Origin of the sequence: Escherichia sp. HH091_1A, from assembly GCF_030295175.1 — a bacterium.
Taxonomy (GTDB): domain Bacteria; phylum Pseudomonadota; class Gammaproteobacteria; order Enterobacterales; family Enterobacteriaceae; genus Escherichia; species Escherichia coli_F.
Window position 1 is genome coordinate 1,468,359 of record NZ_AP025747.1, and the last position, 16,088, is coordinate 1,484,446.

The window sequence follows — 16,088 nt, forward strand, 5'->3', positions numbered from 1 at the left end:
CACTAATTGCAAAAAAATAATTTATCATTCTGTACACATATTTCGTACAAGTTTGCTATTGTTACTGCACTTAACAACGTTTAACATTTTTAATAGAGGCGTAGCATGCAGCAAAATTCAGTGATTTCAGATTCTGCGGGGGCAATTACTCGTTACTTTGCAAAAGCTAACTTGCCTACTCAGCAGGAAACCCTCGGGGAGATTGTGACTGAAATTTTGAAAGATGGACGTAATCTGAGTCGAAAGTCGCTTTGTACCAAACTTCTTTGTCGACTGGAGCAAGCGACAGGGGAAGAGGAACAGAAACACTACAATTCACTAATTGGGTTGCTTTTTGAATAATGTGACAGCCTGATTATTTGACAGATTAACTATGAAGTCGTTATGAAGACATCTGATAATGAAAGTATAAAACATGAAATTACTGGCCAGGCGGTGCTCCAGATATTACGCATGAAGATAAATTTTTCGTTGCAGACTCTTATTAAGCAATTACTCGTAATGAAATCTGTTGAACAAAATGCCTTCCGACGAGATTTAATTGATAGCATAATTCGTGATTTTAGCAACTGTGATACAGGAGGGCCTAACAGAAGAGCAGCAATAGCTGACAATAAAAGTATATTCAATGGTAAGAAAATAAACAGAATACATTAAAATTTCATAAGTAAGATGAGAGGTTACCATGCTTGAAGATACTACTATTCATAACGCAATAACTGATAAGGCGTTATCAAGTTACTTTCGCAGTTCGGGGAATTTGTTAGAAGAAGAGTCTGCTGTATTAGGGCAGGCGGTGACCAATTTAATGCTTTCAGGGGATAATGTTAATAATAAAAATATTATCTTAAGTCTGATACACTCCCTGGAAACAACGAATGATATTCTCAAAGCTGATGTGATTAGAAAAACACTGGAAATCGTGTTGCGATACACAGCTGATGATATGTGACTTTTTATTGTTTAGTATAACTAGCATAAGTTTATAGAAAACTCATTCATCTTATTTTTGTCTGTCGCTTAGACTATACACAGCATAATTCTATTGGATTGATATTTTTACGAGGCTGACATGAATAATTCAATTCCCGAGAGATTTATTTTTCAATGTGCTTTATTTAAAAATCTCGAGAGGGAGGTGTTCATGGCGCATGGGTATGTTAATAGTCATATTATTGATCAGGCTTTACGCTTGCGTTTAAAAGATGAAACGAGTGTGATTCTTTCTGATCTCTACCTGCAAATTTTGCAGTACATTGAATTGCATAAGACAACACTAACGGATGTCATTATTAATGACAGGGAATCCGAGCTCTCTTAGAACTGAGTAAGGTTTTAAAATTACCATCAGCTGTATCATATTCTGTTGCAAAGTAATAATTTAAGTCGTTATGTTTCTTAATATATCCGGAATATCAGGGTTTAAACAAGAATGGAGAACTATTGTTCTCCATTCTTGACGTCTGACATCCTGCCAGATTTGCTTAATTTTACCCACATTAAGCACAATAATTAATAGGTTAGATGACGATGGAGAAAATTTTATCTTCGGCGTGGATATTTCTTATGCTCTCTACCATGCTCTCTTTAGACGCCAGCACGAGCGAATGAACATCATTTTATGTATTAAAATCCTTAGTCCGGGACAAGCGAATGCGCAATACACTCATACCCATCCTCGTTGCGATATGCTTGTTTATAACCGGTGTCGCTATTTTGAATATCCAGCTTTGGTATTCCGCAAAAGCAGCATATACGGCGGGAGCGAGATATGCTGTCAACAATATCAATCACATACTTGAAGAAGCGTCACAGGCGACTCAAGCGGCGGTTAACATTGCCGGGAAGGAATGCGACCTCGAGGAGCAATATCAGCTTGGCACTGAAGCAGCTCTGAAACCTCACTTGCGCACAATCATCATTCTCAAACGCGGAATGGTCTGGTGTACATCCTTGCCGGGGAATCGAGTCCTGCTGTCTCGTATTCCTGCTTTCCCTGACAGTAATTTACTGTTGGCTCCGGCAATCGACACCGTCAATAGATTGCCTATCCTGCTCTATCAGAGCCAATTTGCAGACACGCGTATTTTGGTCACGATAAGTGATCAGCATATTCGTGGAGCGCTTAATGTGCCCTTGAAAGGGGTAAGGTATGCATTACGCGTAGCGGATGACATTATTGGACCTACCGGTGACGTGATGACGCTTAATGGACACTATCCTTATACTGAGAAGGTTCACTCCACAAGATATCATTTCACTATTATCTTTAACCCACCACCATTCTTTAGCTTCTACAGACTTATCGATAATGGCGTAGGGGTTTTGATATTCATTCTGTTAATTGCCTGCGCCGCAGCCTACCTGCTTGATAAGTATTTTAATAAAAGCGCAACGCCTGAAGAGGTCCTGCGACGGGCCATAAGTAATGGTGAGATTGTCCCTTTTTACCAACCTGTGGTAAATGGTCGGGAAGGGTCATTGCGGGGAGTTGAGGTATTAGCCCGCTGGAAACAACCTCACGGCAAATATATCTCACCCGCGGCATTTATTCCACTTGCTGAAAAATCTGGATTAATTGTTCCGCTTACACAAAGTCTGATGAATCAGGTTGTCACACAGATGAACACTATCGCGAGTAAATTGCCGGAAGGTTTTCATATCGGAATTAATTTTAGTGCCTCGCATATTATTTCGCCGACGTTTGTCGACGAGTGCTTAATTTTCCGTGACAGTTTTACCCGCCGCGATTTAAACCTCGTTCTGGAAGTGACCGAGCGTGAATCATTAGATGTTGATGAAAGTCTGGTTCAGCGGTTGAACATTCTGCATGAAAATGGTTTTGTCATCGCACTGGATGATTTTGGTACTGGCTATTCAGGGCTTTCTTATCTGCATGATCTGCATATTGATTATATTAAAATTGATCACAGTTTTGTTGGTCGTGTCAATGCAGACCCAGAATCAACCAGGATTCTGGATTGTGTACTGGATCTGGCGCGTAAACTTTCGATCAGTATCGTCGCTGAAGGTGTCGAAACAAAAGAACAGCTTGATTATCTGAATCAAAACAACATCACATTTCAGCAGGGTTATTATTTCTATAAACCGGTAACCTACATCGACCTGGTTAAAATTATCCTTTCTAAACCGAAGGTGAAGGTTATGATTGAGTAAAAATTGATCATTAAGACCATGGTGCGGTGTAATTATAGACAGCTAATTAGCTCGTTGCGTCTTGTTACTATTGTTCATTATTTTGTTTGCTATAATTGTTTGAAAGTTTTGACAGGATTGCCATTAGTAGCATGAACAATAGTAATAATCTGGATTATTTCACTCTCTATATCATCTTTTCCATTGCATTTATGCTGATCACCTTGCTGGTCATCCTTATCGCAAAACCCAGTACTGGGCTTGGAGAAGTGCTTGTGACGATAAATTTGCTGAATGCCCTTGTTTGGCTGGCGATCAATCTGGTTAATCGAGTAAGGGAAAAACTCGTTAGCCACAGGGATCAGCACTAATCTTTCTTTATGCTATAGCCGCTATATAGTAATAAGTATTGTTGTACTTGTGGTTTAATGCCGATTAAATTGCTTTGCTTGTTGTTGTGAGGGCGTATTGGCGGGTGTGATGTTTCATTGTAGAACTATATACAACCACCGCGTCGAATCAATCGACGCGGTAACAGACGAAATATTATTTTTTGCCGATAGCACGCATGGTGTCATCAATTGCCGTGATCAACAGCATTTGCGGGTCTTTAGCGCAAACCTGGTTCAGTTTTTCTACCACTTTGGCGCTCAGTTCCGGAGATTGCTCAATTTTTAAATCACGGCTGGCAACGCTGGCATTACCCATTACCGCAACAATTTCTGCAACCTGTGCGCTGTCAGTTTTTGCCATTTCGTTGGCTTCTGCGCAAGTAATATAGGTTTCTGACGGCAAACCGTTCTTAATATTGTAGTCCTGCGCCCAGGTCATTGGTGCGAAAACAAACAGACCCGCCAGTAAAGCAAATTTTTTCATCATCATTCCTTATTTCATTTTACCCAGAATTGCACCACCCGTACCGCCAATTACGGCACCTTTAATCGCCCCTTCAAGGCCATTGCCGGTCAGAACGCCAGTGACAGCACCAACGGCGGCACCCACTTTTGCACCTTTGCGCGCATTTTTGCCGTCGCGGCCTTTTTCTGTTACTGCACCAACGCCAGCGCCAACAGCTGCACCTTTCAGTACGCCATTAACGCCATTGCCAGTAAGTAAACCAACGCCTGCACCAAGTAGTGCACCTTTTGTGGTGCGATTCATATCCGCCATCGCTGGCGCGGAGCAGAGCAATGCTGAGATAAGCCCGAAGGCGAGTATTTTTTTCTTCAACTTAGATGTCCGGTATTAAGTAAGTTGCACACACAATAATTTCGTCTTCAATTAAGACCTGCTTAACTAAAGAACGCTCGCTATTATTCAGATAATTCAAAATGAGCGTGGCTGTGATGATAGGAATTATGTCTTTTACTTGAATGAGAATAATCTTAAATAAAAAATAACTCTTTGATTGACAATATTTTTATTCAAGAAGTGTCATTGGCTGTTAACGTGATGTTGTAAAGGTAAGATAATCTGATGCATCAATATTATTGTGTAATATTCATGTGAGTAGAAGATATTCATCAGAAACAATTATGTGAGTCATTTTACTTTGCCGACGGCCTTATTTCCGCAAAATAAGAGTACGACAGTCTTATCTGAAAAGATTGATTTTTATTCAACCACACTTCAGCGCGATGCGTCTAAAAATGCCTCTTTCTTATGCGGAATATCATCATTTCATCATGATGTCTTTGATGAGCGGTGAACACAATACACTTGCGCTGTCTCTTAAGGATGAATCCCCTGGTCTGGTGCCTGTGGGCCGATGTTGCAGCAGAGCTAAGGTCGCTTACCCGCTACTCAGTATTCACTTTTCAGAGGATGAAATTTATGAACAGGACCAGTCGCTATTATTTTCGCCGTTCAGTACTTTCCTTATTGATATCTGCCTTGATATATGCCCAGCCTGGAGAGGCTGCTTTCACATCAATCGTTACTGGTATCGTAAATGGTGAAACTGTGGATGGCGAGCAAATAGTAGATGAACGGGGGACAACTAATGATACTCATATCATTAATCACGGCCACCAGACTGTATTTGGTGGGGTGTCTAATGGAAGTATTATTGAAATGGGTGGACAACAAGATGTGTAACCGGCTCATTTAAACCGTCTGGTCTGTTTCCTCCGGCTCTACAAAAATAATGTCCATCATTTTTAATGGACACTATCGTATGAAACACCGGACCTGGATCACTGAAGCTTTACGTCTTCACTTTGAAGAACATTTACCCCGGGTTGTGGCCGGGCGTCGCCTGGGTGTACCAAAATCAACAGTTTGTAGTATGTTCGTGCGCTTTCGGAGAGCTGGCCTTTCGTGGCCTTTGCCCGCAGGCATGTCGGAGCAGGAACTTGATGCCTGCCTTTACGGACAATTTTCCACGGTACCAGTCGTACGTCCTGAAAGCACCGTTATATCCGAAGCCCCCGTGGTAAAAAAACGTCCCCGGCGGCCCAACTTCCCTTATGAGTTTAAAATCGCCTTAGTGGAGAAGTCACTGCAGCCCGGAGCCTGTGTGGCGCAGATCGCCCGGGAAAACGGAATCAACGATAACCTGCTCTTCAACTGGCGCCATCAATACCGGAAAGGTGGCCTGCTGCCTTCCGGAAAAAATATGCCGGCACTGCTTCCCGTGACGTTAACGCCGGAGCCGGATAATAAAATCCCGGCCCCCGCACAGGAACCAGAGCAGATAAATACACCGTCCGACAGTCTGTGTTGTGAGCTGGTTCTGCCGGCCGGAACTCTCAGGCTTAAAGGTAAACTGACGCCGGCGTTATTACAGACACTTATCCGCGAAATAAAAGGGAGCAGCCACTGATGATATCTCTCCCTGCAGGTTCGCGTATCTGGCTGGTTGCAGGTATCACCGATATGCGAAATGGCTTTAACGGCCTGGCATCAAAAGTTCAGAACGTCCTGAAGGATGACCCGTTCTCCGGACACCTGTTCATCTTCCGCGGACGCCGGGGTGACCAGATAAAAGTGTTGTGGGCTGACAGTGACGGACTGTGCCTCTTCACCAAACGCCTGGAGCGGGGCCGCTTCGTCTGGCCAGTCACCCGTGACGGCAAGGTGCACCTTACTCCGGCTCAGTTATCCATGCTTCTTGAAGGTATCAACTGGAAGCACCCGAAACGAACGGAACGCGCTGGAATCCGCATATAACCCGTTGTAAAGTGAGGATATGGACACCTCACTTGCTCATGAGAACGCCCGCCTGCGGGCACTGTTGCAGACGCAACAGGACACCATCCGCCAGATGGCTGAATACAACCGCCTGCTCTCACAGCGGGTGGCGGCTTATGCTTCCGAAATCAACCGGCTGAAGGCGCTGGTTGCGAAACTGCAACGTATGCAGTTCGGTAAAAGCTCAGAAAAACTTCGTGCAAAAACCGAACGGCAGATACAGGAAGCACAGGAGCGAATCAGCGCACTTCAGGAAGAAATGGCGGAAACGCTGGGTGAGCAATATGACCCGGTACTGCCATCCGCCCTGCGCCAGTCTTCAGCCCGTAAACCGTTACCGGCCTCACTTCCCCGTGAAACCCGGGTTATCCGGCCGGAAGAGGAATGCTGTCCTGCCTGTGGTGGTGAACTCAGTTCTCTGGGATGTGATGTGTCAGAGCAACTGGAGCTTATCAGCAGCGCCTTTAAGGTTATCGAAACACAACGTCCGAAACAGGCCTGTTGCCGGTGCGACCATATCGTGCAGGCACCAGTACCTTCAAAACCCATTGCACGCAGTTATGCCGGAGCGGGGCTTCTGGCCCATGTTGTCACCGGGAAATATGCAGACCATCTGCCGTTATACCGCCAGTCAGAAATATACCGTCGTCAGGGAGTGGAGCTGAGCCGTGCCACACTGGGGCGCTGGACAGGTGCTGTTGCTGAACTGCTGGAGCCGCTGTATGACGTCCTGCGCCAGTATGTGCTGATGCCCGGTAAAGTCCATGCTGATGATATCCCCGTCCCGGTCCAGGAGCCGGGCAGCGGTAAAACCCGGACAGCCCGGCTGTGGGTCTACGTCCGTGATGACCGTAACGCCGGTTCACAGATGCCCCCGGCGGTCTGGTTCGCGTACAGTCCGGACCGGAAAGGTATCCATCCACAAAATCACCTGGCCGGTTACAGCGGTGTGCTTCAGGCCGATGCTTACGGTGGTTACCGGGCGTTATACGAATCCGGCAGAATAACGGAAGCCGCGTGTATGGCTCATGCCCGGAGAAAAATCCACGATGTGCATGCAAGAGCGCCCACCTACATCACCACGGAAGCCCTGCAGCGTATCGGTGAACTGTATGCCATCGAGGCAGAGGTCCGGGGCTGTTCAGCAGAACAGCGTCTGGCGGCAAGAAAAGCCAGAGCCGCGCCACTGATGCAGTCACTGTATGACTGGATACAGCAACAGATGAAAACACTGTCGCGTCACTCAGATACGGCAAAAGCGTTCGCATACCTGCTGAAACAGTGGGATGCACTGAACGTGTACTGCAGTAATGGCTGGGTGGAAATCGACAACAACATCGCAGAGAACGCCTTACGGGGAGTGGCCGTAGGCCGGAAAAACTGGATGTTCGCGGGTTCCGACAGCGGTGGTGAACATGCGGCGGTGTTGTACTCGCTGATCGGCACATGCCGTCTGAACAATGTGGAGCCAGAAAAGTGGCTGCGTTACGTCATTGAACATATCCAGGACTGGCCGGCAAACCGGGTACGCGATCTGTTGCCCTGGAAAGTTGATCTGAGCTCTCAGTAAATATCAATACGGTTCTGACGAGTCGCTTACCAAGATGTAGCAAACCATAACAATTATCAGGGGCAAGCTAATAATACAATCCTTCATGGGGGTACACAGGTAATTTATAATGGTGGGAATTCTAGCGGTACGATAATCGCGAGTGGCAATCAGCAAGTTTATAACGGTGGTACCAGCAATGGCACGTTAATCGAGAGTGGCAATCAGTACATTTATAAGGATGGTACCAGCAATGGCACGATAATTAAGAATGGTAATTCATACGTCGAAGGAGGGAGAGCAAACGGGACTGTCATTGATGGTGGTAAACAAACAGTAACAGCTCAGGGGCATGTTGACGGTACGACGATAAATACATCTGGTTCTCAGAACATCACACAAGGAAGTCTGGCAACGAACACAACAATAGATGGGGGCCGACAGTATGTAGATTCGAGTATTGTAGAAAACACTATCATTAAAAATGGAGGTGACCAAAGAACAATTAAGAGCCATGCGCTGGACACCACAATAGATGGTGGTCGACAGGATGTTGATTCAAGCACTGCACAAATAACCACCATTAAAAATGGAGGAATGCAGACGCTGCAAAACACGTCAACGGCGCACACTACCACGATCTATTCTGGTGGGACGCAAATTGTTGATAGCAGGAGCACCTCGAATGTTATTGAAATATATTCCGGTGGCGTGCTTGATGTTAGAGAGGGTACGGCAACGAATGTTACCCAGCACGATGGCGCGGCTTTAAAAGCAATGACTGACAGGTCGACGGTGAGCGGTACGAATAGTGAAGGTGCATTCTCTATTCACAATAACGTGGCAGACAATGTGTTGCTGGAAAACGGTGGCCATTTAGACGTATATGGTTCGGCAAACAAGACAATTATTAAAGATAAAGGAACAATGTCAGTTTTAGCGAATGCTAAAGCTGATGCGACCCGAATAGATATCGGCGGAACCATGGACGTGGCCGGAAACGCGACAAATACCATAATTAATGGTGGCACACAGAATATAAATAATCATGGTATTGCCACGGGAACCAATATCAACAGCGGAACACAAAATATCAAGAGCGGCGGGAAAGCTGACACGACAAATATCTCCTCCGGGAGCCGGCAGGTTGTTGAGAAAGATGGTACGGCAACTGGCAGCAATATTAGCGCCGGAGGCTCGCTGATTGTCTATACCGGTGGTATCGCACATGGGGTTAACCAGGAGACGGGCAGTGCTTTAGTTGCCAACACGGGCGCAGGGACTGATATTGAAGGATACAACAAGCTCTCTCACTTCACTATTACCGGAGGGGAGGCTAATTATGTTGTGCTGGAAAATACCGGCGAACTGACGGTAGTGGCTAAAACCACGGCGAAAAATACTACCGTTGATGCTGGCGGTAAGCTGATTGTCCAGAAGGAGGCTAAAACAGATACCACCAGACTTAATAATGGTGGCGTTCTGGAGGTTCAGGACGGTGGTGAGGCTAAGCATGTTGAGCAACAATCCGGCGGCGCATTGATTGCTTCCACGACTTCCGGAACACTTATCGAAGGAACCAACAGTTATGGTGATGCTTTCTACATCAGGAATTCAGAAGCTAAAAATGTAGTGCTGGAAAACGCTGGCTCATTAACAGTCGTTACTGGTTCCCGGGCAGTTGATACGATTATTAATGCCAACGGCAAAATGGATGTTTATGGAAAAGATGTTGGCACTGTACTCAATAGTGCGGGCACCCAAACAATATATGCCAGTGCCACTTCTGATAAAGCAAATATCAAAGGTGGCAAGCAAACGGTATATGGTTTAGCCACTGAGGCAAATATCGAAAGTGGTGAACAAATTGTTGATGGTGGGTCAACAGATAAAACGCACATCAAAGGCGGCACGCAAACCGTTCAGAATTATGGTAAGGCGATCAATACCGATATCGTCTCTGGCCTACAACAAATTATGGCAAACGGGACAACGGAAGGTTCCATTATTAATGGCGGTTCACAGGTAGTTAATGAGGGCGGTCTGGCTGAAAACTCGGTACTTAATGACGGCGGCACACTCGATGTGCGGGAGAAAGGCAGCGCTACGGGGATACAGCAGAGTAGCCAGGGCGCGTTGGTGGCAACCACCAGGGCGACGCGGGTCACAGGGACACGCGCTGATGGCGTCGCGTTCAGCATCGAGCAGGATGCGGCGAACAATATCCTGCTGGCAAATGGCGGCGTGTTAACCGTGGAGTCAGACACCACTTCCGCCAAAACACAGGTCAATGCGGGCGGACGGGAGATCGTCAAAACAAAAGCCACTGCGACTGGCACGATGCTTACCGGCGGTGAACAAATCGTCGAGGGTGTGGCGACTGAGACAACGATTAACGACGGCGGAATACAAACAGTTTCGGCTAACGGTGAGGCAGTAAAAACAACGATTAATGAAGGCGGTACGCTGACAGTCAACGATAATGGCAAAGCGACAGATATCATCCAGAACAGCGGTGCCGCTCTCCAGACGAGCACGGCTAACGGTATTGAAATCAGCGGTACTCACCAGTACGGCACCTTTTCCATTGCCGGAAATTTAGCGACCAATGTGCTGCTGGAAAATGGCGGTAATTTATTGGTATTAGCAGGTACCGAAGCTCGCGATTCCACGGTTGGCAACGGTGGGGCAATGCAAAACCTGGGTCAGGACTTCGCCACAAAGGTTAATTCCGGTGGGCAATATACCCTTGGTCGGTCAAAAGATGAGTTTCAGGCTCTGGCCCGGGCAGAAGATCTACAGGTCGCTGGCGGGACGGCAATCGTCTACGCAGGTACGCTGGCGGATGCATCGGTCAGTGGAGCGACAGGAAGCCTGTCGTTAATGGCGCCACGGGATAATGTTACGCCAGTTAAACTTGAAGGGGTGGTCCGGATTACCGATAGCGCGACATTAACTATCGGAAATGGCGTCGATACGACGCTTGCCGACCTGACGGCTGCCAGCCGGGGCAGTGTCTGGCTTAACAGCAATAATTCCTGTGCAGGCACCAGCAACTGCGAATATAGAGTAAACAGTTTGCTCCTCAACGACGGTGATGTTTATTTATCAGCACAAACAGCAGCGCCTGCCACAACTAACGGTATCTACAATACGCTGACCACCAGTGAACTTTCCGGCAGCGGTAATTTCTACCTGCATACCAACGTTGCAGGCTCCCGGGGCGATCAACTGGTCGTCAACAACAACGCCACTGGCAATTTTAAAATCTTTGTTCAGGATACCGGCGTCAGCCCTCAGTCTGACGACGCGATGACGCTGGTGAAAACAGGGGGAGGGGATGCTTCGTTTACGCTGGGTAATACCGGCGGTTTCGTTGATCTTGGGACCTATGAGTATGTCCTGAAAAGCGACGGCAACAGCAACTGGAACCTGACCAATGATGTCAAACCCAACCCGGACCCCAACCCAAATCCGAAACCGGATCCAAAACCAGACCCAAAACCGGATCCGAAACCAGACCCGACTCCCGATCCAACGCCGACACCCGTCCCGGAGAAACGCATCACGCCTTCTACGGCAGCCGTACTCAATATGGCAGCAACATTACCGTTGGTCTTTGATGCTGAGCTAAACAGTATTCGCGAGCGGTTGAACATAATGAAAGCGAGTCCACACAACAATAATGTCTGGGGGACGACGTATAACACCCGTAATAATGTCACCACCGATGCGGGTGCCGGGTTTGAGCAGACGCTGACCGGAATGACGGTGGGGATCGATAGCCGTAATGGTATTCCTGAGGGGATTGCGACGCTGGGCGCTTTTATGGGTTATTCCCATTCACATATCGGTTTTGATCGTGGAGGACATGGCAGTGTGGGCAGTTATTCTCTGGGGGGCTATGTCAGCTGGGAACATGAAAGTGGTTTCTATCTGGACGGTATCGTGAAGCTGAACCGCTTTGAAAGTAACGTAGCCGGTAAAATGAGCAGCGGTGGAGCCGCCAACGGCAGTTATCGCAGCAACGGGCTGGGCGGTCACATTGAAACCGGGATGCGATTTACCGATGGTAACTGGAACCTGACGCCGTATGTATCGTTAACGGGGTTCACCGCTGACAACCCCGAATATCATTTATCCAATGGTATGGAATCGAAATCAGTCGATTCCCGCAGTATATATCGTGAACTGGGCGCAACGCTGAGTTACAACATGCGTCTGGGGAACGGCATGGAAGTTGAGCCGTGGCTGAAGGCGGCTGTGCGCAAAGAATTTGTCGATGATAACCGGGTGAAAGTGAATAATGACGGTAATTTTGTCAATGATTTGTCGGGCAGACGTGGAATATACCAGGCAGGTATTAAAGCCTCATTCAGCAGTTCGTTAAGCGGGCATCTCGGGGTGGGGTATAGCCATGGTGCCAGTGTGGAATCCCCGTGGAACGCGGTGGCTGGTGTGAACTGGTCGTTCTGACAATCAGTAATTAAACTGCGCTTCGGCGCAGTTTTCATTTACAGGGTGTTACAAGGGAAAATGCTGAGGCAAAAAAAGCCCGCCAGTTACGGCGGGAAACCTCATCCTATGGGAGAACAATGAATAATGAAATTGCGGGGTTATCATCGCCCAGTATACCCATGCTAACAATAAGGTTATCTACTCAACCAGGCATAAACATTTTGTTCTGTATATGGGAACAGCATTAAGGTGTAAAGGGGGAGGGAGAAATAGCAATGCGTCGCATCAGCAAGAATGCTCGCCGCGCTTACTAAACGTGGATGAGAGGAATGAAAAACTCAAGGCAGAGATGACTCTGCCTTGAAGATAAATGCGCTTTTACAGCGGGCTTATTTCAGCTCTTCAGCTTCCGGTAAAGTCACGTTCAGCTCAAGAATAGAAATATCGCCATCTTTTTGCTCAAGCTGTACGGTTACCATCTCAGGATCAATTTGTACGTATTTACAAATGACCTCAAGAATATCTTTACGCAACTGCGGTAGATAATGCGGTTCAGCATCGCTGCGACGGCGTTCAGCAACAATAATCTGCAGCCGTTCTTTTGCAATGTTGGCCGTGTTTTTCTTCCGCGAGAGAAAGAAATCGAGTAATGCCATAACTTATCCTCCGAACAAGCGTTTGAGGAAGCCTTTCTTCTCTTCTTCAATGAAGCGGAAAGGACGTTCTTCTCCCAACAGACGTTCTACGGTATCTGCGTAGGCTTTACCCGCATCGGCGTTAATGTCGAGAATGACCGGTTCACCCTGGTTAGAGGCGCGCAATACTGATTGATCCTCAGGAATCACGCCGACGAGTTTGATGCGCAGGATCTCCAGCACATCTTCCATGCTCAACATGTCACCTCTGCTCACGCGGCCTGGGTTATAGCGCGTTAACAGCAGATGCTCTTTAATAGGCTCTTCGCCATTTTCTGCGCGGCGTGATTTCGACGCCAGAATGCCTAAAATACGGTCAGAGTCGCGTACTGAGGAGACTTCCGGGTTGGTGGTAATAATGGCTTCGTCTGCAAAATAGAGTGCCATTAACGCACCGGTTTCAATCCCTGCCGGGGAGTCACAAACGATAAATTCAAAGTCCATCGCTTTCAGATCATCAAGAACTTTGGCGACCCCTTCACGGGTAAGGGCATCTTTATCGCGTGTTTGCGATGCCGGAAGAATATAGAGATTTTCAGTACGCTTATCTTTAATTAACGCCTGATTTAGCGTTGCATCGCCCTGAATGACGTTGACGAAATCGTAAACGACCCGGCGTTCACAACCCATAATCAGGTCGAGATTACGCAGGCCGATATCAAAATCTATCACGACAGTTTTCTTTCCCTTCTGGGCCAAACCAGTGGCGATGGCCGCGCTGGAGGTTGTCTTACCAACACCCCCTTTGCCCGAAGTAACAACAATAATGCGTGCCATAGAAATTCCTTGTTAAAAAGGGATCAATTTAACGGTTGAACGGTCAAAGCGTTTTCGACTAACTGTAGTCGCGCTGCTTTGCCATAAAATTCTGCTGGGATTTGATCACTCAGCCAGTATTCACCTGCGATGGACACCAGTTCCGCCATCAGGTTCGTACAAAATATTTGCGTTTCCCGGTCACCACTTGCCCCTGCCAGCGCACGACCGCGCATCATGCCATAAACATGAATGTTACCATCGGCAATCAATTCGGCCCCAGCGCTAACGTGGCTTGTAACAATCAGATCACATTGTGGAGCATAAATACGCTGACCGGAACGCACCGGGGTATCTATTAAACGCGTTTTTGTGACCGACGTTGTATTTTGCGCTGGAGCCTGCGGTGCGGGAGCTGGACGCGGCGCTTTTTCCTTTCCTTCCGTCAGGATAGGCAGCCCCATCTTTTCAATTTCGGCTTTAAGTTGCGCATCTTTGCAGCCACTTACGCCAATAACCCGCAAACCGGTTGCCGAAACAGCCTTATGCATCGCTGACCAGTTTACCGGGTCTTCAAGTGCACTGACGTTGAGTACAACAGGGGCATGTTTTAAAAATGCGGGGGCCTGAGCGATTTTGTCTTCCAGCGCCTGATGAATAACCTTAGGTTCTGCCTCATGCAGATGAACCACAGATAAAGTGAAGCTACTGCCTTTAAGCTCGATTGGCGTGTTTGACATCCTGGCCTTACTCAATTAGCTATTAATCATCGCCAGCGCGCGATGATGTTCCGAAGACTATAAGGCATGTTATAGTCTGGATTATATTGAGGCAAGTCACCCTCCCATTTATTCAGAGTAAAAGTCTATTCTGTGATAAATGGCGCTGATTCATAGCTTAAAAAATACCCTTGTCAATCAACCTATTGCCGTCGTACTTTTGATTGTTCTTAATTACCCTTCCTTTTTCTGCACTCTAATCGTGACAATCTCATGAGAACTGTTTAAATATCCAGTGTTGAGGCAAGCGTATTTTTTCACCATCGCTAAGCTTTCTTAACTTTCCATTTCTTTCAACGCCATTAAAAGACGGCCACCTTTATCTTAATATCAGCTGAAGAATTGCTCTATCATAGAATCCGCAGAAGATGTCTGATGCTTCTGTCAGGTCATCGTAACTCGTCCAGGTCAGCGGTTTTGATTATGAGTTGATGATGAAATGAGCATAAGTGTTGTACGGTTGGTTTCTCAGGATGTGCTATGAATATGAGGCGTATTTTTTATATTGGATTGTCAGGTGTGGGGATGATGTTCTCATCAATGGCGTCTGGAAATGACGCCGGCGGACTTCAATCGCCGGCGTGTGGCGTTGTTTGCGACCCGTATATTTGTGTTGACTTAGATGGCATTTCCCCTGAGTTAACAAGGAAATATCTCGGTGAAAAAGCTGCGGATAACTTGCAATCAGTAGAAGGCTACGATCCCAGCCAATTTACATTCTCTAACGGTGTATTTTGCGATGTTAAAGAAAAATTATGTCGTGATGATCGTTATTTTGGTATGGATGGTCAGCGGAGTGGGAAAATCAATCAAACCACCACAAAGATGTTATTTATGTGTCGTGAGTGATGTCTTGTTTACATTATGTTCTATTCTGTATTTTCCGCTCGTCGTCGCATAGCCTTCTTTATATTCGTCATTAACCTCTTGAGCGACAGAGAGGCGTGGGGGCGATAACGTTTATGACGGGGAGAGTCCCCGTCGATTGACATTTACTTAATTTGAATATCAACGTTATATTTTTTAGTTTTGTTTTTACGGGCGTCATTTCGAGTTTGCAGCACACGCAGCTCATATTTGCCAGAAGCTGGGAGTGCGTATTGTCCGTGACTATCGAGTTCTGGGGAATATCTGGATAAATCAACAGAATCATCGATCCCTGGTCCGAAGAGGTAAGTATCAGCGCCTTCATTAGAGATACTCACATGCACTTTCTGGCCTTTTTTGGCATAGAAGGTATATGTATCGTAATCATATCCCTTTATTTCGCCGGAGTACTGAGCGCTGCTATGACCTTTTCTGAACTCAACATTGACATTCTTACCTGCAGCAAAGCTCGTAGAGGTTAGCAGTGCAAGCAGCAATACACCCTTACTGATGCTCTTGATTTTCATAGGTAGTCTCCTGTTCAGAATGAGTACGATGAACTGTTATAATATAACAATTCCTTACGGGGGAATTCCAGTGGCTTTCCTGTATTCGGTAAAATCCTGGTGCGGTATT

General features: G+C 46.7%; 16 protein-coding genes and 5 pseudogenes. 14 read left to right on the top strand and 7 right to left on the bottom strand.

Annotated features, from left to right (window positions below; translation table 11 throughout):
• Positions 1-105: 105 nt before the first annotated feature.
• The 6 genes from ycgZ (at position 106) to ymgF (ending at position 3,527) form a co-directional block, all read left to right on the top strand.
• Positions 106-342, top strand: a complete 237-nt coding sequence (gene ycgZ / locus QUF14_RS07235) for a regulatory protein YcgZ (RefSeq protein ID WP_001186982.1) — start codon at positions 106-108, stop codon at positions 340-342.
• A gap of 42 nt (positions 343-384) precedes the next feature.
• The gene (locus tag QUF14_RS07240) at positions 385-657 is read left to right on the top strand and encodes a hypothetical protein (protein ID WP_000858009.1); all 273 of its coding nucleotides are present in this window, start codon (positions 385-387) and stop codon (positions 655-657) included.
• Positions 658-685: 28 nt separating this feature from the next.
• Positions 686-952, top strand: coding sequence for a biofilm/acid-resistance regulator AriR (gene ariR, locus QUF14_RS07245; protein WP_000888777.1), 267 nt, complete (start codon positions 686-688; stop codon positions 950-952).
• A gap of 120 nt (positions 953-1,072) precedes the next feature.
• Complete coding sequence (locus tag QUF14_RS07250; RefSeq protein WP_001065748.1) at positions 1,073-1,321, top strand: hypothetical protein; 249 nt, start codon at positions 1,073-1,075, stop codon at positions 1,319-1,321.
• Between the two features lie 332 nt (positions 1,322-1,653).
• Positions 1,654-3,177, top strand: a complete 1,524-nt coding sequence (pdeG, locus tag QUF14_RS07255) for a cyclic di-3',5'-guanosine monophosphate phosphodiesterase PdeG (protein ID WP_024210570.1) — start codon at positions 1,654-1,656, stop codon at positions 3,175-3,177.
• Between the two features lie 131 nt (positions 3,178-3,308).
• Positions 3,309-3,527, top strand: a complete 219-nt coding sequence (gene ymgF / locus QUF14_RS07260) for a cell division-associated protein YmgF (RefSeq protein ID WP_001065863.1) — start codon at positions 3,309-3,311, stop codon at positions 3,525-3,527.
• Between the two features lie 175 nt (positions 3,528-3,702).
• Here ymgF and QUF14_RS07265 read toward each other — a convergent pair whose 3' ends face one another.
• The 3 genes and pseudogenes from QUF14_RS07265 to QUF14_RS07275 all read right to left on the bottom strand — a co-directional run.
• On the bottom strand, positions 3,703-4,038 hold the full coding sequence (locus QUF14_RS07265; RefSeq protein WP_000979977.1) for a YmgD family protein: 336 nt from the start codon (positions 4,036-4,038) through the stop codon (positions 3,703-3,705).
• A gap of 3 nt (positions 4,039-4,041) precedes the next feature.
• Positions 4,042-4,386 carry a YMGG-like glycine zipper-containing protein gene (locus QUF14_RS07270; protein WP_000726978.1) on the bottom strand — a complete coding sequence of 115 codons (345 nt, stop codon included), beginning with the start codon at positions 4,384-4,386 and terminating at the stop codon, positions 4,042-4,044.
• A gap of 1 nt (position 4,387) precedes the next feature.
• A pseudogene (locus tag QUF14_RS07275) lies at positions 4,388-4,558 on the bottom strand (hypothetical protein); the annotation flags it as partial.
• Positions 4,559-4,700: 142 nt separating this feature from the next.
• Between QUF14_RS07275 and QUF14_RS28995 the strand changes: the two are divergent.
• The 7 genes and pseudogenes from QUF14_RS28995 to QUF14_RS07305 form a co-directional block, all read left to right on the top strand.
• Positions 4,701-4,763: pseudogene (locus tag QUF14_RS28995) on the top strand (hypothetical protein); the annotation flags it as partial.
• A 42-nt stretch (positions 4,764-4,805) separates the two neighbouring features.
• Positions 4,806-4,922, top strand: a pseudogene (locus QUF14_RS07280) (ATPase); the annotation flags it as partial.
• Between the two features lie 67 nt (positions 4,923-4,989).
• Positions 4,990-5,250 (top strand): annotated as a pseudogene (locus QUF14_RS07285) (hypothetical protein); the annotation flags it as partial.
• A gap of 52 nt (positions 5,251-5,302) precedes the next feature.
• Positions 5,303-5,980 carry an IS66-like element accessory protein TnpA gene (gene tnpA / locus QUF14_RS07290; RefSeq protein WP_100733974.1) on the top strand — a complete coding sequence of 226 codons (678 nt, stop codon included), beginning with the start codon at positions 5,303-5,305 and terminating at the stop codon, positions 5,978-5,980.
• The gene (tnpB, locus tag QUF14_RS07295; protein WP_000624622.1) at positions 5,980-6,327 is read left to right on the top strand and encodes an IS66 family insertion sequence element accessory protein TnpB; all 348 of its coding nucleotides are present in this window, start codon (positions 5,980-5,982) and stop codon (positions 6,325-6,327) included. Before tnpA ends, tnpB begins: the two co-directional genes overlap by 1 nt.
• Before the next feature lie 19 nt (positions 6,328-6,346).
• Positions 6,347-7,918 carry an IS66-like element ISCro1 family transposase gene (locus QUF14_RS07300; protein ID WP_000381395.1) on the top strand — a complete coding sequence of 524 codons (1,572 nt, stop codon included), beginning with the start codon at positions 6,347-6,349 and terminating at the stop codon, positions 7,916-7,918.
• 27 nt (positions 7,919-7,945) lie between these two features.
• Positions 7,946-12,373 (top strand): annotated as a pseudogene (locus QUF14_RS07305) (AIDA repeat-containing protein); the annotation flags it as partial.
• 371 nt (positions 12,374-12,744) lie between these two features.
• Here QUF14_RS07305 and minE read toward each other — a convergent pair.
• The 3 genes from minE to minC are packed head-to-tail and all read right to left on the bottom strand — an operon-like array spanning position 12,745 to position 14,546.
• Entirely contained in the window at positions 12,745-13,011 is a 267-nt protein-coding gene (gene minE / locus QUF14_RS07310; protein WP_001185665.1) for a cell division topological specificity factor MinE, read from the bottom strand.
• Positions 13,012-13,014: 3 nt separating this feature from the next.
• The gene (gene minD / locus QUF14_RS07315; protein WP_000101055.1) at positions 13,015-13,827 is read right to left on the bottom strand and encodes a septum site-determining protein MinD; all 813 of its coding nucleotides are present in this window, start codon (positions 13,825-13,827) and stop codon (positions 13,015-13,017) included.
• Between the two features lie 23 nt (positions 13,828-13,850).
• The gene (gene minC / locus QUF14_RS07320; RefSeq protein WP_001355234.1) at positions 13,851-14,546 is read right to left on the bottom strand and encodes a septum site-determining protein MinC; all 696 of its coding nucleotides are present in this window, start codon (positions 14,544-14,546) and stop codon (positions 13,851-13,853) included.
• Positions 14,547-15,065: 519 nt separating this feature from the next.
• On the opposite strand from minC, the gene QUF14_RS07325 reads away from it, so the two are divergent.
• On the top strand, positions 15,066-15,434 hold the full coding sequence (locus QUF14_RS07325) for a YcgJ family protein (protein WP_001057310.1): 369 nt from the start codon (positions 15,066-15,068) through the stop codon (positions 15,432-15,434).
• 143 nt (positions 15,435-15,577) lie between these two features.
• Here QUF14_RS07325 and pliG read toward each other — a convergent pair whose 3' ends face one another.
• Positions 15,578-15,979, bottom strand: coding sequence for a g-type lysoyme inhibitor PliG (gene pliG, locus QUF14_RS07330; protein ID WP_000695225.1), 402 nt, complete (start codon positions 15,977-15,979; stop codon positions 15,578-15,580).
• Positions 15,980-16,088: the final 109 nt, after the last annotated feature.